Origin of the sequence: Streptomyces sp. NPDC049970 (assembly GCF_040660235.1) — a bacterium.
Classification (GTDB): domain Bacteria; phylum Actinomycetota; class Actinomycetes; order Streptomycetales; family Streptomycetaceae; genus Streptomyces.
The window spans coordinates 1-22,100 of the sequence record NZ_JBFALP010000023.1; the positions used below are offsets into that span (position 1 = coordinate 1).

The window sequence follows — 22,100 nt, forward strand, 5'->3', positions numbered from 1 at the left end:
CTGGCCGGGCCGTGCGGGCCCGCGGGGGGCCGCCCCCGGCCCCCCCCCCCCGCCCCCCGCGGGGGGGGGCCCGCGCGGCGCCCCGCCCCCGGTATGACGCGGGACGGCACCCGCCGCGCCTACGCTGACCCGACCATGTCCCCTTCTCACGCCGACGGTCCGCCGGGCGCCGCCCGCCGCGAGCTGCGCGAGCTCGCCCACGGGCTGTTCCACCCGTCCCATCCGCCGACCGCGCTGTTCGCCGGGTCCCCGAGGCGCTGGCTGCGGCTGCTGCCGTACGCCGTCGTACTCGCCCTCGTCGGCGTCTTCCTCCCCGTCACGATCCAGGTGCTGACCGGCGACTACGGGGTGGGCGGCGGGGTGGCGGGCGCCCTGGCCGTGGGGCAGGCCGCCCCCCTCCTGATGCTGGCGCACCACCCGCTGCGGGCCTGGTGGATCGTGTTCACCGCGGACATCGTGGGCGCCCTGGTGCTGCTGGGGCGGCCCGACCAGGGGAGCATCTGGCCGTGGACCCCGCCGGCCGTCGTCGGTTACCTCTTCGTGCTGCTCGCCCTCGGACTGCGCGAGAGCCGGCGGACCGTGATCGGTGTCGGGCTGGCGACGGGCGCGGCCGGACTCCTCCTGCACCTGATCGCTCCCTCGCGCAGCGACGGCGGCGCCCTCCTGCTGTTCGTCCTCGGCGGGGTGGTGCTGGTGATCGGGGCCGCGGTACGGGAGCGGAGCGAGGCTCAGCGCCGACTGGCCGAGCAGGAGTCGATCAGCGAGGAGGAGCGGGCGCGGCGGACGCTGCTGGAGGAGCGCACCCGGATCGCCCGTGAGCTCCACGACGTGGTCGCGCACCACATGTCGGTGATCACGGTGCAGGCCGACTCGGCTCCGTACCGGGTCGGCGGGCTCTCCGAGGAGGCGCGGGCGGAGTTCGCGTCGATCGCGGCCGGTGCCAGGGAGTCGTTGGCCGAGATGCGCCGGCTGCTGTCGGTGCTGCGCAGTGACGGCAGCCCCGGCGAGCTGGCCCCGCAGCCGGGCCTCGACCGGGTGCAGCAGTTGGTGGAGGCGACGGTACGAGCGGGTCTCCCCGCCGAGTTGTCGCTGGCGGCCGACGTGGTGGAGGCGCTGGAGCGGGGCGGTGTGCCGCAGGTGGTGAACCTGTCGGCGTACCGCATCGTGCAGGAGGCACTGGCCAATGTCGTCCGGCACGCGCCGGGGGCGCGGACGCGGGTGTCGGTCACGGCTCGCGACGGCCGTCTGACGGTACTGGTCGTCAACGGCGCTCCACCGGAGGAGGGTTCGCCGCTGGAGACGTCGGGGACGGGACACGGGCTGGTCGGCATGCGGGAACGCGTACGGTTGACCGGCGGCACACTCGACACGGGCCCCCTGCCCGACGGGGGGTTCCGGGTGGCCGCGCGGCTCCCGCTGCCGCCGCCCCAGCCGCCCTCGGCATCCCTGACTCCGGAGGAACCGTGGCCATCCGCGTGATCATCGTCGACGACCAGGCCATGGTGCGGGCCGGATTCGCCGCGCTGCTGGCGGCGCAGAGCGACATCGACGTGGTGGGCGAGGCCCCCGACGGGCGCAAGGGCGTCGAGGTCAGCAGGACCGCGCACCCGGACGTGGTCCTGATGGACGTGCGGATGCCGGAGATGGACGGACTGGCCGCCGCACGGGAGCTGTTGAGCCCGCCGGTGGGTGTCGTCCACCGCCCGAAGGTCCTGATGCTCACCACGTTCGACGTCGACGACTACGTGTACGAGGCGCTGCGCGCGGGGGCGTCCGGGTTCCTGCTGAAGGACGCCCCGCCGGCGGACCTGATCTCGGCCGTGCGGGTCGTGGCGGCGGGTGACGCGCTGCTGGCGCCGTCGGTGACCCGGCGGCTCATCGCGGACTTCGCGCGTCAACGGCCGGCACCGCCGTCGGGCGGTCCCGCCCTGCGGCTGAACGGCCTGACGCCGCGTGAGACGGAGGTCCTGGAGCTGATCGCCCGGGGCCTGTCGAACCAGGAGATCGCGACGCGGCTGGTGTTGGCCGAGCAGACGGTGAAGTCGCACATCGGCAGGGTGCTCGCCAAGCTCGGGCTCAGGGACCGCGCACAGGCCGTGATCTTCGCGTACGAGTCGGGGCTGGTGGCTCCCGGGGAGGCCTGAGGACCGACCCGGCGTCCCCGGACGCGGTGCGGGTCTGCCCCGCTGTCCCTGTCGCCTGTCCCCTGCCCCTCTCCCCTGCACGGTGTGAGGCTGTCCCGGTATCCCCCGACGTGGCGTGGGGCCGGCCCCCGGTACACCCCCTACCGCGGTATCACCGGCAGGTTGGCTCCGAGGGGTGACGCCCCGCCACCCCTCGTCCTCCTACTTTCCTCCCCGGCACACCGAACGGCGTGCACAGGTCATACGGGGAGGGCACCATGCGCCGATTCACGAGGACGCTGGCCGCGGTCGCGCTGGCGACCACGGTGGTGGCGGGGACGGCCGGCTGGGCGTCCGGAACCACTCAGCGGGCGGTGACGGGGCCGCCGCCCGGCAGCGCCTCGTGGCGCGCCGACGGGGTGCTGGGGCGGGAGCTACCCGACCCCGCTTCGGTGACTGCCCGTCAAGTACACGTTTTCTTCTCAGGGTTGAGCACCCTCGAACAGCAGGAGCTGCTCGAACGGCACCCGTTGGTGGTCGGCAATCTGGACGGAGTGCCGCTGGAGCTCCGCTACCGCGCCAACGCCCGTGCCCTGCGGGCCTTCCACGACTCCCGGTACGCCTCTCTCGCAGCACCCGGCCGGCAGATCCTCGCGTTCGACCCGCGAGGGCGCGGCCAGGTCGCCGAGGTGTTCGGGGACCTGCGCTCCGCACGTCACGTGTCGGTCGTGGTGCCCGGGTCGGACATCGACGCCGGGACCTTCGACCGGCGCGGCGACGTGTACGGCACTCCGGCGGGCATGGCGAGGTCGCTGTACGCCGAGACGGGCCAGGGCGGCGCGGTGATCGCCTGGGCGGGCTACACGACGCCGGTCGGTGTCGGCCTGGACGCGGCGACGGGAGATCTGGCCGAGGCGGGTGCGCACCGTCTGACCCGCTTCACGGCGGGGCTGGCGGCCGACGGGCTGCCCTCGCCGGTCGTGTTCTGCCACAGCTACGGCTCGGTGGTGTGCGGACTCGCGGCCTCCGGGCTCGGGGCCACGGACCTGGTCGTGCTCGGCTCCCCCGGCATGCGCGCCGACGACGTGGCGGATCTGCGTACCGGGGCGCGGGTCTGGGCGGCCAAGGACGACTCGGACTGGATCGACGACGTGCCGCACGTCGAGGTGGCGGGCCTCGGGCACGGTCCCGACCCCACCGACCCGGAGTTCGGCGCGCGCCGGGTGCCGGCCGAGGACGCGGCGGGCCACACCGGCTACTTCGCTCCCGGCACGGACTCCCTCCGGGCCTTCGCCGCCATCGCCGAGGGGGAATCCCGATGAGCGTGCGGCAGTCGGCCTCCCGGATCGACGCGGCCACCCCGGCCCACCGGGACCGTGCGGTCGACGGGTTGCGCGCCCTGGCGCTGATGGCCGTACCGGCGGGTCACTGGCTGCTCGGTGGTTTCGACCTGGACGGTGCGGGCGGTCTGCACAACGCCAGCCCGCTCTCGACGTTCGCGGTGTTCTCGCCGGTGAGCTGGGTGCTCCAGATGCTGGGCGTCTTCTTCCTGGTCGGCGGCTACGCCTCCGTCCTCTCCTACGACCGCAGGCCGTCCACCACCGGGGCGTGGCTGCGCGGCCGGATGACCAGGCTGGGCAGGCCGGTGCTCGGCGTGACCGCCGTGTGGGCGCTGGTGGTTCCGGTGCTGTACGCCGTGGGCGTGCCCGAGGCCACCCTGCGCACGGGGGCGAAGCTGGTGATCCAGCCGCTCTGGTTCGTCGGGGTGTACGCCGTGGTCACGGTCCTCACGCCGTACTGCGTGCTGGTGGCCGGGCGGCTCGGCGGCTGGGCGGCGGCTCCGCTGCTCGGCTCGGTCGCCGCGGTGGACTTCCTGCGCTACGGACCGTACGCGGACGCCGTGCCGTCCTGGCTCGGCGTGCTGAACATCCTCCCCGGCTGGCTCTTCGCGTACCAACTCGGCGTCTGCTGGGGCCGGGGCCGCCTCTCCCCGCGCGGCGCCCGGTTCCTGCTCGTCGGCGGTACGGTCCTGTTCGCGGTGCTGCTGGCGGTCCTGCACTACCCGGCGTCGATGGTCGGCGTGCCGGGTGAGGCGCGGACCAACTCGCATCCGCCGTCGCTGCTGGTCCTCGCGCTGGCCTCGGCGCAGAGCGGTGCGGCGATCCTGCTGCACGGGCGGATCGGCAGGGTGCTGCGCCGCCCCGTGCTGTGGGCGCCCGTGGTGGTGGTCAACCTGTCGGCGATGACGATCCTGTGCTGGCACCAGACGGCGATGCTGGCGGCGGCGGTCCCGGCGGCGTTCACCGGCGTGGTGCCGGGCCTGACGACGAGCCCGGACTCGGTCGGCTGGATCCTGGCCCGGCTGGCGTGGATGCCGTTGTTCGCCGCCGTGCTGGTGCTGATCTCCCGGTACGCCCGGCGGTTCGAGGCGCCCTGGGAGACGGGCAGCAGTGCCGGGAAAGCCCGCCGGGCGGTGGCGGGGCTGCTCGCGGCGGGCTTCGCGGTCTTCGCGCTCCGGCTCGCCTGAGAACGCGAAGACCGCACCGGGCCACGCCGGCTACTCGCGTGCGGTGGCCGTGCTGCTCATGTCCGGGTAGCGGTCGCCGGCCACCTGGCCCGCGATGGGCTCCAACGCGCCGAGTTCCCGCTCCGTCAGCGTCAGCCGGGTCGCCGCGACGTTCTCCAGCAGACGGCTGCGCTTGCGCGTTCCCGGGATCGGCACCACGGTCAGGCCGTGCACCAGCGCCCGCTGCTGCACCCAGGCAAGAGCCACCTGCGCGGCCGTCGCACCGTGCGCGGCCGCGATCTTGTGCACCGGCTCCAGCAGGGCCGCGTTGGTCTTCGCGTTCTCACCGCTGAAGCGGGGCTGGTTCCTGCGGAAGTCACCCTCGCTCAGCTCCTTGCCCGCGTCCGCGAACGCGCCGGTCAGGAAGCCCCGCCCGAGCGGCGAGTACGGGACGAGCGCCACCCCGAGCTCGACGGCGGCGGGGACGGCGCTGTGCTCCACGTCGCGGCTGAACAGGGACCACTCGGACTGGAGGGCCGCGATCGGGTGTACGGCATGGGCCTGACGGAGTTCGGCCCCGGTCACCTCGCTCAGCCCGAGCTGCTTGACCTTGCCCTCCCGCACCAGGTCGGCCATAGCGCCCACCGAATCGGCGAGCGGCACGAGGGGATCGCGGCGGTGCATGTAGTAGAGGTCGATGACATCGGTGCCCAGCCTGCGCAGGCTGGCCTCGACGGCCTGGCGGATGTACGCCGGGTCGTTGCGCACCGCGCGGTGGTTCGGGTCGGTGTCGCTCCGCTCGATGGCGAACTTCGTCGCCAGCGTGATCTCGTCGCGGTGCGCCCCCACGAACGGTGCGAGGAACGTCTCGTTGGCCCCGCTCCCGTAGATGTCAGCGGTGTCGAAGAGCGTCACGCCCGCCTCCAGGGCCGCCTCCAGGGTGTCCCGGGCGGCTGCCTCGTCCGTGTCCCCGTAGAACTCGCTGATCCCCATGCATCCGAGTCCCTGCACACCGACCCGCGGACCGCCGCCGCCGAGCTCCGCTGTCGCGATCTTTCCGGTGTCACTCATGGTTCAGACCCTTTCCGACGCCGCACGGGCGCCGCCATAAAAGTCGATCTTGAAGTCGAGTACGGCCAGGGTTCCCTGGAGTTCGGCGATCCGCGTCTTCACGTCGCGCCGGGTCGCCTCCAGCAGCTCCTGTCGTTCGGCGAAGGTGTGGTCGCCCTCGCGGAGGAGTTCGGCGTACCTGACCATGTCGGCGACCGGCATTCCGGTCAGCCTCAGCTTGCCGACGAAGGCGAGCCAGTCCAGGTCGCGGTTGCTGAAGCGGCGCTGGCCCGTGTGGGAGCGGTCGACGTGGGGCATCAGCCCGATCCGCTCGTACCACCGCAGCGTGTGGGCGGTGAGCCCGCTGTGGGCGACGACCTCGCTGATGGTGTAGCGGTCCTGGCCCTCGGGGCGCGGATGCGCCTTCGGGGCGGACGCGCAGGCGTCCGTCCGTGCGGAAGTGCTGTCCATCACCGTCATGCCTCCACGCTAGAACCTTGGAGTGCACTCCAAGCAAGCGCGAACGGGTGGCGATCTCGGTTTCGGGTCCCGTTAGGCTCGTACGCATGCAGAGCCTGGCGATGATCGAGAACTGGCCCGTCCCCACCGCGGCAGCCGCCGTCGTCACCTCGGACGGCACGCTCCTGGGTACCCATGGTCCCACCGCGCACCGCTTCCCGCTGGCTTCGGTGACCAAGCCGCTGGCGGCCTACGCGGCACTCGTGGCGTACGAGGAGGGCGCCGTCGAGCTGGACGAGCCGGCCGGACCCGAGGGCTCGACCGTCCGCCACCTCCTCGCGCACACCAGCGGCCTCGCCTTCGACGAGCACCGGACCACGGCGGCTCCGGGCACCCGCAGGCTGTACTCCAACGCCGGCTTCGAGGTGCTCGGCGACCACATCGCGAAGGCGACGGAGATCCCGTTCCCCGAGTACGTCCGCCAGGCGGTCCTGGAGCCCCTGGGCATGACGGCGACGACCCTGGACGGCTCCCCCGCCAAGGACGGAGTCTCGACCGTGGACGACCTGGTGCGGTTCGCCGCGGAGGTGCAGGCCCCGCGGCTGCTCGACCCGCGTACGGTCCTGGAGGCGCAGACCGTCGTGCACCCCGGCCTCAAGGGCGTGCTCCCGGGCTACGGCCATCAGAACCCGAACGACTGGGGACTCGGCTTCGAGATCCGCGACTCCAAGTCCCCGCACTGGACGGGGCTTTCGTCGTCCCCCGCCACCTTCGGCCACTTCGGCCAGTCCGGCACGTTCCTGTGGATCGACCCGGCGGCGGGCGCGGCCTGCGTGGCACTGGCGGACCGCGCCTTCGGGCCGTGGGCGGCCGAAGTCTGGCCGCCGTTCACCGACGCCGTGCTGGCGGAGCTCGCCGACGCGCGCTGAGCGCACTCGAACCACACCGTCTTCCCGCGACCGTCCCCGCGCACCTCCACACCCCAGGCGTCGGTGACGGCGTCGACCAGCAGCAGCCCGCGCCCGCCTTCGTCCAGCGCGTCACGGGCGACCGGGCGGGGCAGCCGGGGACAGGCGTCCGCGACCTCGACACGGACGCCTCCGCCCGGGAGGCGGATGATGAGCGTCTGGCAGCGGCGGCCGGGAACATGCCGTACGACGTTGGCGATCAGCTCGGTGAGGGCGAGTTCGGCCGCGTCCACGACCTCGGGTAGACCCCAGCCGGTGAGGTACAGCCGCAGGATGCGGCGCAGATGGCGGGCGGAGTGCTCGCCCATCGCGAGCTCGGCGCGGTAGACCGCGGCCTCGGCGTCACCGGTCCGGGTGCCGGATGCGTGATTCATGCCATCAGCGTGCAGTGCTTTGACTACTCTCGGCCACGACCTGAAACGAACGCCACCAGGCGTTGAGCGAGAGGCCCCCGCCGTGGCCAACGTGCAGTCACTCGACCCCAGCGCCTCGCCACTGGACTACTACGGCTGGGAACTGCGCCGCCAACGAGAGGCCAACGGCCTTCGGCAGGGCCAGCTCGGCGAGATCATCTTCTGCACGGGCTCGCTGGTCGGCCAGATCGAGACCACGAAGAAGGTGCCGACCCGCGACTTCTCTGAGCGCCTCGACGCGGCACTGGGCACGGACGGGGTCTTCTCGCGACTGGTCGGCCTGGTGCTGCGGAGCCGACTGCCGACCTGGTTCCAGCCTTACGCGGAGATGGAGGCGCGGGCGACGTACATCTCCACGTACCAGGCGCAGTTGGTGTACGGGCTGCTACAGACGGAGGAGTACGCGCGGGCCGTCCTGGCCACCGGTATGCCCGACGACCTGGAGGGGCTCGTCGCGGCCCGGATGGAGCGCCAGCGCATCCTGGAGCGCGAACAGCCGCCGCTGGCCTGGGCGATCCTGGACGAGGCGGTGCTGCACCGGCCGATCGGTGGCCGCGAGGTCATGCGTGACCAACTCGCCCGCTTGTTGGAGTTCACCAGGCACCGCTGGATGCGGATCCAGGTGTTGCCCTTCGCGGCGGGTGAACACTCAAGCCTTGCTGGGTCGTTCACGGCGATGCGCTTCGAAGGCGACCCGGACCTGATCTACACGGAGGACCTGATCTCCGGCCACATGACTGCGAACCCCGAGACCACGAGAGAGGCCGCGCGCCGCTACGCTCACTTGCAGGCCGCAGCCCTCTCCATCGAGGACTCCGCGGCACTGATCGCCCGTGTGACGGAGGAGCGTTATGGCAACCGGCCCGAATCTGAAGAGCACGGCATGGCGTAAGTCCAGCTACAGCGGAAACACCGGCGGCGAATGCGTCGAGTGCACCGTCACCGGCGGCGCGACGTGGCGGAAGTCCTCCTACAGCGGAACCAACGGCGGCGACTGCGTAGAGGTGGCCGACGGCTGCTCCGCGTCCGTCCCCGTCCGCGACAGCAAGAACCCGGCCGGTCCCGTGCTGCTCCTGGGCGCGGGCGCCTGGCAGGCTTTCGTGGACGGGCTGTGCCGACCCGCACGGTAACCCGGGTGCGGGCTCCACGCGGACACGCCCAGGTGTGGTGTCTCAGGACGTTGGTTCCACGGCGTCCTCGAAGGTGAGCTGCTGCGGGATCGTGTCGAGTGGCTTCGGCGGCTGGTCGAACACGATGCGGTAGTCGCTGCCGGAGGTCCGGCTGATGTGCTGGTGGCGCTCCTGGACTCGGCGGCCGCGTTCACCGGGAGCCCCTGAGACTTCGGGGCTCCCGCGTGAGCGGCTGTGCGTGGCGTCAGCGTGCGAACTTCTCGATGGCCTCCGGGGTGACGGGGGTGAAGAAGTTGACGAGGTTGCCGTCGGGGTCGCGGAACAACAGCGACCGGTTGCCCCAGGGCATCGTGGTGGGCTCGTTGACGAAGTCGGTGACGAAGCCGGTCAGGTTCTGGTGAACGCGGTCCACGTCGTCGACGAGGAACTCGATGATCACGCTGTGGTTGTCCGCCGGGCGGGCAGAGCCCGGGGCGAACAGCGGGACGGTGCGGGTGCCGGCGATCGCGAGGGTTGCGCCCGCGGTCTTGAGTTCGGCGAAGTCCTCGGTGGCCCGTATCGCCTGCATCCCTGTAGCTCGCTCGTAGAACTCGACGAGGCGTGCGACGTCGCTGGTGATGATGCGGATCGAGACGAAGTCCATGGGTATCTCCTTGGCTGTGCTGGGGGCGTGCAGCCTCAGGCTAGGAGAAATAGTGGACAGAATCGGTCCTGTATTCGCGTTAGGCTGCGGACATGTCACGACCCACCGGCCGCGTGCTGAGACTCCTGGAGCTACTGCAGTCGGGCGGCACCCGGACTGTGGCCGAGCTCGCCGACCGTCTCGGCGTCGAAGGGCGCACTGTGCGGCGGTATGTGGACCAGCTGATCGACCTGGACGTGCCCGTGGAGTCGGTGCGCGGCCGCTACGGCGGGTACCGGCTGGCTCCCGGGTACCGCTTGCCTCCGCTCATGCTCAGCGACGACGAGGCGCTGGCCGTGCTGCTCGGCCTGGTCGCCGGCCGCCGGGCGGGGCTGACGACGACGGAGCGCACGGCAAACGAGACGGCGTCAGCGAAGATCCGGCGGGTGCTGCCCAAGCACATCGCCCGCCGGCTCGACACACTCCTGGAAGCTCTCGCCTTCACGGATCAGCCCGGCGAGTTGGACCACCCGGACGCCGGGCTCCTGCTCACCATCGCCGATGCGGTGCGCCACCGCCGACCGGTCTCGATCCGCTACACCGACCGCGACGGACGGCGCAGCGAACGCACACTGCACGCGTACGGGATCGTCGCCCATGCGGGCCGGTGGTACGTGACGGGCAAGGACGCCCAGGTCGGCGAGGACCGAACCTTCCGGCTCGATCGCATCGCAGCCGCGAGGGCCCTGCCCGGCTCATTCGAAGCGCGCGTGGGTCCCGGTCCGGCACAACGCGTGTTGTCAGGATTCGCCACGGCCGAGTACAGGCATCAGGTCACCTTGCGGATCCACGGGACAGTTGAGCAGATCCGCGCCCACCTCCCCGCCGGCGTCGCGAGCCTGGCGGAACACGAGCCCGCGGCCGGCCAGGACCCGGAGGCCGAGCACTGGCTGCGCGTCGAGCTACGGGCGGAGCGGCTCGACTGGTTGCCTCCGGTACTCGCCTCACTCGACCGGCCGTTCACCATCGAGCACCCCGATGAACTCCGCGCCCTCGTCATCGCGCTCGCCGATCGCTTCACGTCCTATGCCCGCCAAGCCTGACAGGCGAAGAACCAATGTCATGAGACGGCACGCCTAGGCTGCACCCGAGGGCAGTGCGAGCCGCCGCATCGGCCGTCAGTGGATCGGAGACGCACCGGGTATGACAAGTCAACTGTTCGCGATCTGCTTCAACGCCACCCGACCGCCGGACCTGGCGCGGTTCTGGTCCGGTTTCCTGGGCTGGGAGTTGGACGCCGGTCAGGAGGGCGATCTCGCGATCCTGCCCCCGGACGGCAAGGGGTTCCGGATCCGCTTCCTGCCGGGCCGGGAGCCGAAGACCGGCCAGAACAGGGCGCACTTCGACCTGACGAGCGCCTCCCCGGAGGCCCAGGCCCGGACGGTGGCCAGGGCACTGGAACTCGGCGGGTCGCACATCGACGTGGGCCAGCTCCCGGAAGAGGGGCACGTGGTGCTCGCCGATCCGGACGGCAACGAGTTCTGCGTCATCGAGGCAGGCAACAACTTCCTCGCCGACACCGGCTTCGTCGGGGCACTGGCCTGCGACGGTACGCGGGAGGTCGGTCACTTCTGGAGCGGGGCGCTGCGGTGGCCGCTGGTCTGGGACCAGGACCAGGAGACCGCGATCCAGTCGCCGGACGGCGGTACGAAGATCACCTGGGGTGGTCCCCCGGTGGCTGCCAAGACGGGCACGAACAGGCTGCACTTCGAGCTGGCGCTCCCCGCCGGCGCCGACTGGGAGGCGGAGGTCGACCGCCTGGTCTCGCTCGGCGCGACGCGCACCGACATCGGTGAGGGCGACGGCGTCCGGGCGCTGATGCTCGACCCCGACGGCAACGAGTTCTCCGTACGCAGGCCCCGGTAGCGGCAGCGGACTCCGGGCAGGGGGTCAGCTCGGGAGGCCCGGGGGCGCGGTCTCGATGCTGCGGCGCCTGACGAGCAGCACCACGATGAGCACGACCTGGAGGACGATGACGAGGACCATGCCCAGGGACGCCTGGGGCTCGTCGCCCACGAGGTTGGAGATCAGGCTGACGTCCCAGAGGCCGTGGACGAGCATCGGCAGCAGGATGACGCCCCCGACGCGGAGGCACAGGTAGAAGAAGTAGCCCGAGGTGGACACCACCAGAGCCTGCACGAGGGCTTGCGCTCCCTGGCCGAAGGCATTGCTGACGTGCACGAGGCCGAAGACGAGCGAGGAGTAGAGAGCTACCTTGCCCTCGGTGAGTCCGGCCCGGCGGAAGACATGCACGCCGATACCTCGGAACATGAGCTCTTCGCCGACGCCGACGAACAGCCCGAGCAGCAGCAGGCAGGCCACGAGAGAGGCACTCTGATCGGCGAGGTGGCCGTAGTTCAGGCCGATCAGGGCGACGGCGATCATCGAGACCGGCACCCAGCGAACCCAACTCCGCACGGGCGCACGGTAGTGGAGGACCTCGCCCCACCAGCGGAGCCAGGTGACGACGGCCGCGGCGAAGACGATCGACGCTCCGATCGGGATCAGTGCGTTCCGTACCAGGGACTCGGTGGTCGGGAACTGGCTGTCGGAGTAGCTGGTGTCCACACCGGTCAACCGTCCGACACCCTGGATGACGGCGGCGTACACGATCACCACCACCAGGAACCAGGGCCACGACAGTCTGCGCCCCGGCAGGCTGTCCTGCGTCGGTTCCTTCCCGTCCTGCATGAGCGTCTCCTTCGTCCGGTGACGGGATTCCCCGCCCTGCCGGCCCGGCCACACGTCGCCTCGGCTTCCCGCGAAGAATCTCATACGGAATAGAACAAAAGTCACGGACCGCCCTGACCGGCGCTACGTCGGGAGAGGTGTGGCGCAGGTGAAGGGGTTGTGCCGCCGGTGATGTTCAAGGGTCGGCGGGTCACAGGTCTGTCGCAGCCGTCGGCCGTGACGGAAAGCCGTGGCGGGGCCGCGACGGGGTGGTGCGCCCGGCGGTTGCACCACCGCACCACCGCCCCACACCGAAGATCGCTTGTAACAGGCATGTATTAGGCGGCGATCAGGAGCAACGTCCCGCCGTCCGGGGCCGGTCCTCTCGGTCAGCAACGCTCACCGTGCCGGGCAGACGGCACCGACCGCAAGGGAAGACACGATGCGCCGCAAGAACCTCAGCCTCGCCGCCCTGGCCCTCGCCGCAGGCCTCTCGCTCACCGCCTGCCAGGGGAACGAGGACTCCGCCGCGAGCACGGACGACTCCGGGGCCGCGTCCTCCTCGTCGGCCTCCTCCGGCAACTCCGACGACAGCGGTGCGGCCGACGAGAACACCTCTGCTGCCGACAAGGACACGACAGCCACGAAGTCCGTCGAGGGCAGCGGAGGCGGGCAGGTCAACACCGGCCCGTGCAAGACGGCGAACCTCGAGTTCAGCAGCTCGCACGGCATGGGCGAAGGTGACCTCCTGGTCAGCCTCAAGAACACCGGCGACGCGTGCTCGCTCAAGGGCTTCCCCGGAGTCGACCTCAGGTCCCAGGACGCCTCCGGCCCCCTCAGCGCCAAGCGCAGCGACCGCGCCGCGCCGGCCGTCGTCGTCAACACCGGCGAGTCGACCCGCTTCACCCTGCACTACCCGCCGGCCGAGGGATCGGGCACATACGTCAGCGCAATCGAGGTCACCCCGCCCAACGAGACCCACTCCAAGGTCCTGTCGGTCTCCCTCCGCCTCCAGGTCTCCGACGGCGCCGACCAGGAGGTCGTGGTCGACCCCGTCGGCACCGGCAAGCAGTGACGCGCGGCCACCGACCGGCGCCCGGTCCGTACTGGCCGCTGCAACCCACCTCCCGTCTCGGTCTTGTTGTTCAGCGGCCGTGCTTCTTCTTCTTGTGGCCGTGCCCGCGGGTGCTCGGGTCATGGCGACGGCTGGATGAGGGCCCGCCCGGGTCGTGCGAATTGTCGCCGGGTAGGTAGTTGCGCGCGTGCCCCGCGAGCCTGTCCTGCTTCGCCATCTCTCTCTGCCTGGATTCCTCGGCCAAGATGTTGTTTCTCACCGCTTCTACATAGCCTTGCTGCACTGCTTCGTGGCGACGCATGTTGCGCTCGTGGGCACGGGCGGCCTCCACTGTTCCCGCCAGGGAAGTGACGTACTGTGTATGGACTTGCTGTACGTCTGCCATTGACGCGCCTCCCTGCTGGTAGGACTGCCGCCATTGTTCGTCGCGCTCACGCAGAACACCGGTGACGCTTCTGGATTCACCATATGTTTGACCGGTGGCCTGTTCCGCATCGTAAGCCTGGCGGAGCTGGCCGTTTCCCTGGTAATCGAAATACTGACCCATTTGTGTAATCGCATCGGCATGGTTTTGCTGCCATCCGCCGACGCGGTCCATGTCGTCTTCAATGTTTTCCAACTTCTGTTCCAGTTCCCTGGCGCGTTCTGACGCCATCTCACCTCTCCTGACCGAATACGCTGACGGGCATGACGTGAGCTGCAACGGTCTCGTCGTGCCAACGGTTCACACATCGACGGCAACCCGTCCCGCCCCTGCCCCCGAGACCGGCCGGGCACGGACTTCGGGCCCCGCGGACCGCCAGGTGGACCGGGACGGCCGTCCGGAATCCCGCACCGGCACCCGGGCCGGCCATGGAACCGGGCCTGTGGTGCGGTGCCGACGCCGCAACCGGATCCCGCCGATGCCGGACCGCCCGCATGATCCGGGCGACGCACTGTGATCGAGTGCTTACCGCACCCCGGGCCACGCCGCGAGGACCGGCTTCGTCGTGTGTGACCGCGCGGGTGGCGGAGCCAGGCTCCGCACCGCACCTCCGGCGATCCCGGCAGCGGGTCGAAGGCCCCCGACGAGGCGCTCGCAGGCGCCGACGGCGAGCGGTGCTTGGTCAGCCGTCATGGCCGGAAGGCTTTCGGCCTTCCCGGGTAAAGATCGAACCGGCCTGTCCGCAGGGACCGCATGCGCCGTAGTGATTTACGAATATCACTGTCCAGATTGATGGAGTGGACTGATCGTGAAACGGAAAATCAGTGGGATCGCACGCATTCCGGTAGTCGGTACGGTGGCTGTGGCCCTGGCGTTATCCATGAGTTCATCGGCTTCCGCCGGTGCCCGTAGGAAGCAGCGGGGCGCGAACACCGGGATCCCCCGGCGGGTGGGCGGTATCGCCGGCCACCCGGGGCCCGGCGCCCTCACACCGCGGCGAGCTCCCAGAGCAGGGTCTCGGCGGGCTCCAGCGCCTCCAGCTCCAGCCCCCGGGACTCCGTGATCCTCGCCGAGTCGCCCGGCCCGAGCTCCTCGCCGCCGACGAGTACCCGGCCGCGTACGACATGGACGTAGACCCCCACCGCGTCCGGCACCGCGGTGCGTTCGCCCGCCGACTGGCGCCGCACGTGGAGCATCGCGCCCGCCTCGGGAAGGGCGTACGGCGTCGAGTCGGCGATCCCCGCGACGTGCGTGTACGAGGGCTCCCCACCGGGCGTCAGCGGTGCCAGCCACATCTGAATGAACGTCAGCGGCAGTTCCCCGTCGTTGCGTTCGACATGCCGCACCCCGCCGGCCGAACTGAGGTGCTGGACGTCACCGGCCCGTACGACCGTGGTGTGCGCGGCCGAGTCCCGGTGCGTGAGCTCGCCCTCGACCACCCAGGTGACGATCTCGGTGTGGCTGTGCGGATGCTCGTCGAAGCCGGCGCCCGGGACGAGACGCTCCTCGTTGCACGCCAGGATCGGCCCGAAGCGCAGATTGTCCGGATCGTAGAACCGCCCGAAGGAGAATGCGTGCAGCGTCTCGATGCCCGCGGAGTCACCCGTGGCCGGGTCCCCGCCCCGGAAGCGGTCGGCGGAGCGGCGTACGTCCATCACGTCCCCAAGGTATCCCCGCCGGGTGGTCGCCCGCCCCGCCCCTCCGGGTTCCTGTCACGATAAGGCAGTCTTGTGTGCGTGCCCCGATCCGATCCTGAGCAGCCCGCAGCGAACGACGCCCATCTCCACGCCGCGACCCTGAAACGGCTGGAGCAGTCCTCCGGCAGACTCGCCGCCAACGCCATCGCCCGCATGGACGAGACGCTGCCCTGGTATCGGGCGATGCCACCGGAGAACCGGTCCTGGATCGGCCTGGTCGCCCAAGCGGGTATCGCCGCGTTCACGGAGTGGTTCCGGTACCCGGAGGCACCGCAGGCGATCTCGACCGACGTGTTCGGCACCGCTCCGCGCGAGTTGACCCGGGCCATCACCCTGCGGCAGACGGTGGAGATGGTGCGTACGACGATCGAGGTCATGGAGACCGCGATCGACGAGGTCGCGGCTCCGGGCGACGAGTCGGTGCTGCGCGAGGCGCTGCTCGTGTACGCGCGTGAGATCGCCTTCGCGACCGCCCAGGTCTACGCCCAGGCCGCCGAGGCCCGCGGTGCGTGGGACGCCCGGCTGGAGTCGCTCGTGGTGAACGCGGTGCTGTCCGGCGAGGCGGACGAGGGCGCGGTGTCCCGGGCCGCCGCGCTCGGCTGGAACTCCCCCGAACACGTCTGCGTGGTGCTCGGCACGGCTCCGGAGGGGGACAGCGAGCTCACCGTGGAGGCCATCCGGCGGGCCGCCAGACACGCCAAACTCCAGGTCCTGACGGGGGTGCTGGGACACCGGCTGGTGGTGATCGCCGGCGGCAGCGACAACCCCCTGAACGTCGCGAAGTCGCTGATCGGCCCGTACGCGGCCGGCCCCGTCGTCGCCGGACCCGTGGTGCCCGACCTCCTCGCGGCCACCCGGTCCGCCCAGGCCGCCGCGGCCGGTCTCAAGGCCTGCTCGGCGTGGCAGGACGCTCCGAGGCCCGTCCTGTCGGACGATCTCCTTCCTGAGCGCGCGATGGCCGGAGACCCCGCCGCGCGCGATCAACTGGTGGAGGAGATCTACAGACCGCTCGAAGAAGCGGGATCGGCACTTCTGGAGACGCTGAGTGTGTATCTGGAGCAGGCGAGCAGCCTGGAGGGCGCGGCAAGGATGCTGTTCGTCCACCCCAATACCGTGCGCTACCGGCTCCGACGTGTGACCGACGTCACCGGGTGGTCGCCCTCGGACGTGCGTTCAGCGTTCACGCTGCGGATCGCCCTCATCCTGGGGCGCTTGGCCGACGGCGACTCCCAGCCCTAGACTTTTGTCGAACTTCAACAATTCCCCTGACGGTTCTTCGTCCTTGTCCCCACGGGCGTCCGGGGCCGTCCACAAGAGAGAGTGTGAGGGTGCTCGTACTCGTCGCTCCCGGCCAAGGCGCTCAGACGCCCGGCTTCCTGACTCCCTGGCTCGAACTCCCCGGTGCCGCCGACCGCATCGCGGGATGGTCCGAGGCCATCGGGCTCGACCTTGCCCACTACGGCACGAAGGCCGACGCGGACGAGATCCGCGACACGGCGGTGGCCCAGCCACTGCTGGTCGCCGCGGGTCTCCTCTCGGCGGCCGCGCTGGACGCCTCCCCCGGCATCGTCGCGGGCCACAGCGTCGGTGAGATCACCGCCGCCGCGCTCGCCGGTGTCATCGAGGACGAGGCGGCGCTCCGTTTCGTACGAACCCGGGGGCTCGGCATGGCCGAGGCCGCCGCGGTCACCGAGACGGGCATGGCCGCCCTCCTCGGCGGCGAACCCGACGTGACGGTGGCGCACCTGAAGAGGCTGGGGCTCACCCCGGCCAACGTCAACGGCGCCGGTCAGATCGTCGCCGCCGGCACCGCGGCGCAGATCGCCGCACTGGTCGAGGACAAGCCCGAAGGCGTACGCCGGGTGGTGCCCCTCAAGGTGGCGGGCGCGTTCCACACGCACCACATGGCTCCGGCCGTGGACAGGCTGCGTGAGGCCGCCGCCTCGCTGACGGTCACGGACCCGACGGTGACGTACGTGTCGAACGCCGACGGCAGGACGGTCGCCACCGGTGACGAGGTCATCTCGCGGCTCGTCGGCCAGGTCGCCAACCCGGTCCGCTGGGACCTGTGCATGGAGACCTTCAAGGAACTCGGTGTCACGGCCCTCGTCGAGGCCGCGCCCGGTGGCACGCTGGTCGGGCTCGCCAAGCGCGCGCTGCCCGGTGTGCGGACTCTCGCGCTCAAGACCCCCGACGACCTCGACGCCGCCCGCGCGCTCATCTCCGAGCACGCGGGTGCCTAAGGAGCCCGAGAGCATGTCGAAGATCAAGCCCAGCAAGGGCGCCCCGTACGCACGGATCATGGGTGTCGGCGGCTACCGCCCGACCCGTGTCGTGCCCAACGAGGTGATCCTCGAGACGATCGACTCGTCCGACGAGTGGATCCGCTCCCGCTCCGGTATCGCGACCCGGCACTGGGCCTCCGACGAGGAGACCGTGTCGATGATGTCCGTGGAGGCCTCCGGGAAGGCGATCGCGGACGCCGGGATCTCCCCCGAGCAGATCGGTGGGGTCATCGTCTCCACCGTCTCGCACTTCAAGCAGACTCCCGCCGTCGCGACCGACATCGCGCACAAGGTCGGCGCGGGCAGGCCCGCGGCCTTCGACATCTCGGCGGGCTGCGCGGGCTTCGGCTACGGCCTCACCCTCGCCAAGGGCATGGTCGTCGAGGGTTCCGCGGAGTACGTCCTCGTCATCGGCGTGGAGCGGCTCAGCGACCTCACCGACCTGGAGGACCGCGCGACGGCCTTCCTGTTCGGCGACGGCGCGGGCGCGGTCGTGGTCGGCCCGTCCCAGGAGCCGGCCATCGGCCCCTCGGTCTGGGGCTCGGAGGGCGACAAGTCCGAGACGATCAAGCAGACCGTGGCGTGGAACGACTTCCGCCTCGGCGACGTCTCGAAGCTGCCGCTCAACGAGCGGGGCGAGGTCAAGTTCCCGGCCATCACGCAGGAGGGCCAGGCGGTCTTCCGCTGGGCCGTCTTCGAGATGGCGAAGGTCGCCCAGCAGGCGCTGGAAGCGGCCGGGATCACCTCGGAGGACCTGGATGTCTTCATTCCGCACCAGGCGAACATGCGGATCATCGACTCGATGGTGAAGACGCTCAAGCTGCCGGACCACGTCACGGTCGCCCGTGACGTGGAAACCACCGGTAATACGTCGGCCGCCTCGATTCCGCTCGCGATGGAGCGGCTTCTGGCGACCGGCCAGGCCAAGAGCGGCGACACGGCGCTCATCATCGGCTTCGGGGCGGGTCTCGTCTACGCCGCGACGGTCGTTACCCTCCCCTAGGCACACCGGACCTTTCGGTCCGCTCACCCGAACCCACGCAGAAACACATAGAAGGAGCGCCAACATGGCCGCCACTCAGGAAGAGATCGTCACCGGTCTCGCCGAGATCGTCAACGAGATCGCCGGTATCCCGGTCGAGGACGTCCAGCTGGACAAGTCCTTCACCGACGACCTTGACGTCGACTCGCTGTCCATGGTCGAGGTCGTCGTCGCCGCCGAAGAGCGCTTCGACGTCAAGATCCCCGACGAGGACGTCAAGAACCTCAAGACGGTCGGCGACGCAGCCGGCTACATCCTGAAGCACCAGGGCTGATCCCAGCCCGTCCCGTGTGTCGCCACCCGGCGGTGGCGCCGCTGATTCACGACCCTCTACACGTGGAGAAGATTTTCCAGTGAGCCCGACCAATCGCACCGTGGTCGTCACCGGTATCGGCGCAACCACTCCGTTGGGTGGCGACTCCGCTTCGACCTGGGAAGGTCTGATGGCCGGTCGTTCCGGCGTCAAGCCTCTCGAGGGCGAACGTTTCGCCGAACTGCCCGTCCGGATCGCCGCCCTCGCGGCTGTCGACCCGAGCGAGGTTCTGCCCCGTCCGCTCGCCCGCAAGCTGGACCGCTCGGCGCAGTTCGCGCTGATCGCGGCCCGCGAGGCGTGGGCGGACGCGGGATTCACCGGCAAGGCCGGTGAGGACGAGAAGATCCAGCCCGAGCGTCTGGGTTCGGTCATCGCCTCCGGCATCGGCGGCGTGATCACCCTGCTCGACCAGTACGACGTGCTGAAGGAGAAGGGCGTACGCCGCGTCTCCCCGCACACCGTTCCCATGCTCATGCCCAACAGCCCGGCGGCCAACGTCGGCATCGAGGTCAACGCCCAGGCCGGTGTCCACACCCCGGTCTCGGCCTGCGCGTCGGGTGCCGAGGCCATCGGTTACGCCGTCGAGATGATCCGCACCGGCCGTGCCGACGTGGTCGTCGCCGGTGGCACCGAGGCGGCGATCCACCCGCTGCCGATCGCGGCGTTCGCCAACATGATGGCGATGTCCAAGAGCAACGACGACCCCGAGAAGGCCTCGCGTCCGTACGACACCGGCCGGGACGGCTTCGTCCTCGGTGAGGGCGCCGGCGTCGTGATCCTGGAGTCCGCGGAGCACGCAGCCGCGCGGGGCGCCAGGGTCTACTGCGAGGTGCTGGGGCAGGGGCTGTCCGCCGACGCCCACCACATCGCGCAGCCCGAGCCCAGCGGGCGCGGTATCGCCGCGGCGATGCGGAACCTGCTGGACTCCACCGACCTGAAGCCGTCGGAGGTCGTGCACCTCAACGCGCACGCCACCTCCACGCCGCAGGGCGACGTCGCCGAGATCAAGGCGCTGCGCCTGGTGCTGGGCGACGACCTGGACCATGTCGCCATCTCGGCGACGAAGTCGATGACCGGTCACCTGCTGGGTGGCGCGGGCGGTATCGAGACCGTGGCGACCGTCCTGGCGCTGCACAACCGGATGGCGCCGCCCACCATCAACGTCGACGACCTCGACACCGAGGTCGACGCGGATGTCGTGCGCGGTGAGCCGCGGGCGCTGCCGGAGGGTTCGATCGCCGCGATCAACAACTCGTTCGGCTTCGGTGGCCACAACGTCGTGCTGGCGTTCCGTTCGGTCTGACCGTCCGTCCTGCCGCGAGGCCCGTCTCCCTTCCGGGAGGCGGGCCTTCCGCGTTCCGGGACCCGGGTGCCCCTCTCGGCGCCCGCCCAGGCCACGGAGCGGGTGGATCAGACCCGGCGAACGGGCGACGCCGGGCGTGCCAGGGCGTGCGCCGGTACGGACGCGAGCGCGGCCCCGCGCGCGGTCACACGACCTGGTGCAGCCAGCGGACCGGCGCGCCCTCTCCGGCGTGGCGGAAGGACTCCAGCTCGTCGTCCCACGGCTTGCCCAGGAGTGCCGCGACCTCGGCCTCCAGGTCCGTCTCGCCGCGCAGGGACCGTGCGAGCGCGGCCCGCAGCCGGTCCTCCGGGACGAGGATGTCGCCGTGCATGCCGGTGACGGCGTGGAAGATGCCGAGGCCAGGGGTGGAGCTGTAGCGCTCGCCCTCCGCCGTGGGGCACGGTTCCGCGGTCACCTCGAAGCGCAGCAGGTCCCAGCCGCGGAGGGCCGAGGCCAGCTCCGACGCCGTACCCTCGCGGCCCTTCCAGGAGAACTCGGACCGCCAGGTGCCGGGCGCGGCCGGCTGTCTGGTCCAGTCGAGCTGGACCCGCACACCGAGAACGCCCGCTACCGCCCATTCGACATGGGGGCACAGCGCGCGCGGTGCTGAGTGGACGTACAGGACTCCGCGTGTCGTCACCAGGACCTCCAGTGTGGGACGAGGTTCGCCTTCACCTGCGGCCTCGCGCCCGTACCGCCTCTTCCCGGCCGGCTCCCGAGGTTGTCATCAGTAAACAGCATCGGGAGTTAATCTCCTGAAAAGGGACAGTATGTGACGTGAGTTAACTTACCGGACCTGCCGACTCGTGCGAGGGCCGGTCGGGCGCCACTGGTTCGACGGGGAAAAGCTACCGTGCGCCGGGGCCGGGCGTGTGACGTACCGTCGGTCCCGGGCCCATGATTCGCCGAGCATTCACCCGCGAGGGCGCGAGGGCCCGCCACCTGGGACGTCGGGTTGTGCCAGGGGCACAATCACCCGTGCGAGTGGAGGGGAAGCAGGGATGCGCGAGCATGCGCCACGCCGCCGTGTACGTGGCGCCGGAGCCACTCTGACGGCGGTAGCCATGGCCGGGGCCCTCGCTCTCACCGGCTGCACGGCGTCGGGCGGGGACGGCGCGGTCCGGAGCGCCTCCGGCTCCCCGGGCCCCTCCCCCTCGCCGACGCCGGCGTGGGACGCGAGCCCGGCCTCGGTCGCCGCCGTCGGGGACTCCGTCACCCGGGGCTTCGACGCCTGCTCGGTGCTGGCCGACTGCCCGGAGGTGTCCTGGGCCACCGGGACCGACCACGGGGTGCGAAGTCTCGCCGTACGTCTGCTGGGGGCGGCGAAGGCGTCCTCGCACAGCTGGAACCACGCCGTGTCGGGCGCCAGGATGGCCCAGCTGCCGGAGCAGATGGCGCTGGCGGCGAAGGAACGGCCGGAGCTCGTCACCGTGATGATCGGCGCCAACGACGCCTGCCGGGACTCGGTGGGCCTCATGACCCCGGTGGCGGACTTCCGGGCCTCGTTCGAGGCATCGGTACGGCGACTGCGCGCAGCCGCCCCGAAGGCGCAGCTCTACGTGTCGAGCGTCCCGGACCTCAAGCGGCTCTGGTCGACCGGGCGTGAGAACCCGCTGGGGAAGCAGATCTGGAAGCTGGGGATCTGCCGGTCGATGCTGGGCGACGCGGACGACATGGGCGCGGCGGCGGTGGCGCGGCGGGACACGGTCCTGGCGAGGGTCGTCGCGTACAACGAGGTCCTGCGGGAGGTCTGCGCCGGGGACGAGCTGTGCCGTGACGACGGCGGAGCGGTGTTCGACTACCGCTTCACCGGGGAGCAGCTCAGCGAGTGGGACTGGTTCCATCCGGGCAGGAACGGCCAGGCCAGGCTGGCGGAGATCGCTTACCGCAATGTCACGGCGGCCGGGCCGCCCGCGTAAGG

Annotated in this window: 23 protein-coding genes and 1 pseudogene; 16 read left to right on the forward strand and 8 right to left on the reverse strand. The window is 70.9% G+C overall.

Features of this window, described 5'->3' with window-relative positions; all coding sequences use genetic code 11:
- Nucleotides 1-135 precede the first annotated feature (135 nt).
- The 4 genes from AB0I83_RS28230 (at nt 136) to AB0I83_RS28245 (ending at nt 4,650) form a co-directional block, all read left to right on the forward strand.
- Nucleotides 136-1,479: a sensor histidine kinase gene (locus tag AB0I83_RS28230; protein ID WP_363306636.1), complete on the forward strand. Its 1,344-nt coding sequence runs from the start codon at nt 136-138 to the stop codon at nt 1,477-1,479.
- A complete protein-coding gene (locus AB0I83_RS28235; RefSeq protein WP_356533572.1) occupies nt 1,464-2,144 on the forward strand; it encodes a response regulator transcription factor in 681 nt (226 codons plus the stop codon). Before AB0I83_RS28230 ends, AB0I83_RS28235 begins: the two co-directional genes overlap by 16 nt.
- A gap of 257 nt (nt 2,145-2,401) precedes the next feature.
- Nucleotides 2,402-3,445, forward strand: coding sequence for an alpha/beta hydrolase (locus AB0I83_RS28240; RefSeq protein ID WP_363306637.1), 1,044 nt, complete (start codon nt 2,402-2,404; stop codon nt 3,443-3,445).
- Nucleotides 3,442-4,650 (forward strand): acyltransferase, encoded by a 1,209-nt coding sequence (locus AB0I83_RS28245; RefSeq protein WP_363306639.1) that lies wholly within the window; start codon nt 3,442-3,444, stop codon nt 4,648-4,650. Before AB0I83_RS28240 ends, AB0I83_RS28245 begins: the two co-directional genes overlap by 4 nt.
- Before the next feature lie 30 nt (nt 4,651-4,680).
- On the opposite strand, the gene AB0I83_RS28250 is transcribed toward AB0I83_RS28245, so the two are convergent.
- Nucleotides 4,681-5,700: an aldo/keto reductase gene (locus tag AB0I83_RS28250; RefSeq protein WP_363306640.1), complete on the reverse strand. Its 1,020-nt coding sequence runs from the start codon at nt 5,698-5,700 to the stop codon at nt 4,681-4,683.
- Nucleotides 5,701-5,703: 3 nt separating this feature from the next.
- Nucleotides 5,704-6,159 (reverse strand): MerR family transcriptional regulator, encoded by a 456-nt coding sequence (locus AB0I83_RS28255; protein ID WP_363306641.1) that lies wholly within the window; start codon nt 6,157-6,159, stop codon nt 5,704-5,706.
- An 86-nt stretch (nt 6,160-6,245) separates the two neighbouring features.
- Here AB0I83_RS28255 and AB0I83_RS28260 point away from each other — a divergent pair, with 86 nt between their 5' ends.
- Nucleotides 6,246-7,067, forward strand: coding sequence for a serine hydrolase domain-containing protein (locus AB0I83_RS28260; protein ID WP_363306642.1), 822 nt, complete (start codon nt 6,246-6,248; stop codon nt 7,065-7,067).
- A 2-nt stretch (nt 7,068-7,069) separates the two neighbouring features.
- On the opposite strand, the pseudogene AB0I83_RS28265 reads toward AB0I83_RS28260, so the two are convergent.
- Nucleotides 7,070-7,414: pseudogene (locus tag AB0I83_RS28265) on the reverse strand (ATP-binding protein); the annotation flags it as partial.
- A gap of 148 nt (nt 7,415-7,562) precedes the next feature.
- Here AB0I83_RS28265 and AB0I83_RS28270 point away from each other — a divergent pair.
- Together AB0I83_RS28270 and AB0I83_RS28275 are read left to right on the forward strand one after the other, a co-directional pair.
- A complete protein-coding gene (locus AB0I83_RS28270) occupies nt 7,563-8,411 on the forward strand; it encodes a helix-turn-helix transcriptional regulator (protein WP_363306643.1) in 849 nt (282 codons plus the stop codon).
- Entirely contained in the window at nt 8,371-8,649 is a 279-nt protein-coding gene (locus tag AB0I83_RS28275) for a DUF397 domain-containing protein (protein WP_363306644.1), read from the forward strand. The genes AB0I83_RS28270 and AB0I83_RS28275 overlap by 41 nt, the downstream gene beginning before the upstream one ends.
- A 244-nt stretch (nt 8,650-8,893) precedes the next feature.
- Here the strand turns inward: AB0I83_RS28275 and AB0I83_RS28280 are convergent, their stop codons facing one another.
- Nucleotides 8,894-9,292, reverse strand: a complete 399-nt coding sequence (locus AB0I83_RS28280) for a VOC family protein (RefSeq protein WP_221354536.1) — start codon at nt 9,290-9,292, stop codon at nt 8,894-8,896.
- 92 nt (nt 9,293-9,384) lie between these two features.
- Between AB0I83_RS28280 and AB0I83_RS28285 the strand changes: the two genes are divergently transcribed.
- Both AB0I83_RS28285 and AB0I83_RS28290 read left to right on the forward strand, forming a co-directional pair.
- Nucleotides 9,385-10,374: a YafY family protein gene (locus AB0I83_RS28285; RefSeq protein WP_363306645.1), complete on the forward strand. Its 990-nt coding sequence runs from the start codon at nt 9,385-9,387 to the stop codon at nt 10,372-10,374.
- Between the two features lie 100 nt (nt 10,375-10,474).
- On the forward strand, nt 10,475-11,197 hold the full coding sequence (locus tag AB0I83_RS28290) for a VOC family protein (RefSeq protein WP_363306646.1): 723 nt from the start codon (nt 10,475-10,477) through the stop codon (nt 11,195-11,197).
- A 24-nt stretch (nt 11,198-11,221) separates the two neighbouring features.
- On the opposite strand, the gene AB0I83_RS28295 is transcribed toward AB0I83_RS28290, so the two are convergent.
- The gene (locus tag AB0I83_RS28295) at nt 11,222-12,022 is read right to left on the reverse strand and encodes a CPBP family intramembrane glutamic endopeptidase (protein WP_363306647.1); all 801 of its coding nucleotides are present in this window, start codon (nt 12,020-12,022) and stop codon (nt 11,222-11,224) included.
- A 421-nt stretch (nt 12,023-12,443) separates the two neighbouring features.
- Between AB0I83_RS28295 and AB0I83_RS28300 the strand changes: the two genes are divergently transcribed.
- On the forward strand, nt 12,444-13,076 hold the full coding sequence (locus AB0I83_RS28300) for a DUF4232 domain-containing protein (RefSeq protein WP_363306648.1): 633 nt from the start codon (nt 12,444-12,446) through the stop codon (nt 13,074-13,076).
- 70 nt (nt 13,077-13,146) lie between these two features.
- Here the strand turns inward: AB0I83_RS28300 and AB0I83_RS28305 are convergent, their stop codons facing one another.
- Nucleotides 13,147-13,731: a hypothetical protein gene (locus AB0I83_RS28305; RefSeq protein WP_363306649.1), complete on the reverse strand. Its 585-nt coding sequence runs from the start codon at nt 13,729-13,731 to the stop codon at nt 13,147-13,149.
- Between the two features lie 755 nt (nt 13,732-14,486).
- A complete protein-coding gene (locus AB0I83_RS28310) occupies nt 14,487-15,158 on the reverse strand; it encodes a pirin family protein (RefSeq protein ID WP_363306651.1) in 672 nt (223 codons plus the stop codon).
- Between the two features lie 78 nt (nt 15,159-15,236).
- Here AB0I83_RS28310 and AB0I83_RS28315 point away from each other — a divergent pair, with 78 nt between their 5' ends.
- From AB0I83_RS28315 to fabF, 5 genes are all read left to right on the forward strand, one after another.
- Complete coding sequence (locus tag AB0I83_RS28315) at nt 15,237-16,436, forward strand: helix-turn-helix domain-containing protein (RefSeq protein WP_356533554.1); 1,200 nt, start codon at nt 15,237-15,239, stop codon at nt 16,434-16,436.
- Nucleotides 16,437-16,525: 89 nt separating this feature from the next.
- On the forward strand, nt 16,526-17,440 hold the full coding sequence (locus AB0I83_RS28320; protein WP_363306712.1) for an ACP S-malonyltransferase: 915 nt from the start codon (nt 16,526-16,528) through the stop codon (nt 17,438-17,440).
- 13 nt (nt 17,441-17,453) lie between these two features.
- Nucleotides 17,454-18,485, forward strand: a complete 1,032-nt coding sequence (locus AB0I83_RS28325; protein WP_356533550.1) for a ketoacyl-ACP synthase III — start codon at nt 17,454-17,456, stop codon at nt 18,483-18,485.
- A gap of 64 nt (nt 18,486-18,549) precedes the next feature.
- Nucleotides 18,550-18,798, forward strand: a complete 249-nt coding sequence (locus AB0I83_RS28330; RefSeq protein ID WP_356533548.1) for an acyl carrier protein — start codon at nt 18,550-18,552, stop codon at nt 18,796-18,798.
- Nucleotides 18,799-18,877: 79 nt separating this feature from the next.
- Nucleotides 18,878-20,140 carry a beta-ketoacyl-ACP synthase II gene (fabF, locus tag AB0I83_RS28335; protein WP_363306652.1) on the forward strand — a complete coding sequence of 421 codons (1,263 nt, stop codon included), beginning with the start codon at nt 18,878-18,880 and terminating at the stop codon, nt 20,138-20,140.
- Between the two features lie 184 nt (nt 20,141-20,324).
- Here the strand turns inward: fabF and AB0I83_RS28340 are convergent, their stop codons facing one another.
- Complete coding sequence (locus AB0I83_RS28340) at nt 20,325-20,819, reverse strand: DUF3145 domain-containing protein (RefSeq protein ID WP_356533545.1); 495 nt, start codon at nt 20,817-20,819, stop codon at nt 20,325-20,327.
- A gap of 361 nt (nt 20,820-21,180) precedes the next feature.
- Here AB0I83_RS28340 and AB0I83_RS28345 point away from each other — a divergent pair, with 361 nt between their 5' ends.
- On the forward strand, nt 21,181-22,098 hold the full coding sequence (locus tag AB0I83_RS28345; RefSeq protein WP_363306653.1) for a GDSL-type esterase/lipase family protein: 918 nt from the start codon (nt 21,181-21,183) through the stop codon (nt 22,096-22,098).
- The last annotated feature ends 2 nt before the right edge of the window (nt 22,099-22,100 follow it).

Excerpts from the sequence above, each read along its gene's own strand:
- AB0I83_RS28230 (WP_363306636.1), top strand. The coding sequence starts at position 136 with ATGTCCCCTTCTCACGCCGACGGTCCGCCGGGCGCCGCCCGCCGCGAG.
- AB0I83_RS28240 (WP_363306637.1), top strand. The coding sequence starts at position 2,402 with ATGCGCCGATTCACGAGGACGCTGGCCGCGGTCGCGCTGGCGACCACG.
- AB0I83_RS28245 (WP_363306639.1), top strand. The coding sequence starts at position 3,442 with ATGAGCGTGCGGCAGTCGGCCTCCCGGATCGACGCGGCCACCCCGGCC.
- AB0I83_RS28250 (WP_363306640.1), bottom strand. The coding sequence starts at position 5,700 with ATGAGTGACACCGGAAAGATCGCGACAGCGGAGCTCGGCGGCGGCGGT.
- AB0I83_RS28255 (WP_363306641.1), bottom strand. The coding sequence starts at position 6,159 with ATGACGGTGATGGACAGCACTTCCGCACGGACGGACGCCTGCGCGTCC.
- AB0I83_RS28260 (WP_363306642.1), top strand. The coding sequence starts at position 6,246 with ATGCAGAGCCTGGCGATGATCGAGAACTGGCCCGTCCCCACCGCGGCA.
- AB0I83_RS28275 (WP_363306644.1), top strand. The coding sequence starts at position 8,371 with ATGGCAACCGGCCCGAATCTGAAGAGCACGGCATGGCGTAAGTCCAGC.
- AB0I83_RS28280 (WP_221354536.1), bottom strand. The coding sequence starts at position 9,292 with ATGGACTTCGTCTCGATCCGCATCATCACCAGCGACGTCGCACGCCTC.
- AB0I83_RS28285 (WP_363306645.1), top strand. The coding sequence starts at position 9,385 with ATGTCACGACCCACCGGCCGCGTGCTGAGACTCCTGGAGCTACTGCAG.
- AB0I83_RS28290 (WP_363306646.1), top strand. The coding sequence starts at position 10,475 with ATGACAAGTCAACTGTTCGCGATCTGCTTCAACGCCACCCGACCGCCG.
- AB0I83_RS28295 (WP_363306647.1), bottom strand. The coding sequence starts at position 12,022 with ATGCAGGACGGGAAGGAACCGACGCAGGACAGCCTGCCGGGGCGCAGA.
- AB0I83_RS28300 (WP_363306648.1), top strand. The coding sequence starts at position 12,444 with ATGCGCCGCAAGAACCTCAGCCTCGCCGCCCTGGCCCTCGCCGCAGGC.
- AB0I83_RS28305 (WP_363306649.1), bottom strand. The coding sequence starts at position 13,731 with ATGGCGTCAGAACGCGCCAGGGAACTGGAACAGAAGTTGGAAAACATT.
- AB0I83_RS28325 (WP_356533550.1), top strand. The coding sequence starts at position 17,454 with ATGTCGAAGATCAAGCCCAGCAAGGGCGCCCCGTACGCACGGATCATG.
- AB0I83_RS28330 (WP_356533548.1), top strand. The coding sequence starts at position 18,550 with ATGGCCGCCACTCAGGAAGAGATCGTCACCGGTCTCGCCGAGATCGTC.
- AB0I83_RS28345 (WP_363306653.1), top strand. The coding sequence starts at position 21,181 with ATGCGCGAGCATGCGCCACGCCGCCGTGTACGTGGCGCCGGAGCCACT.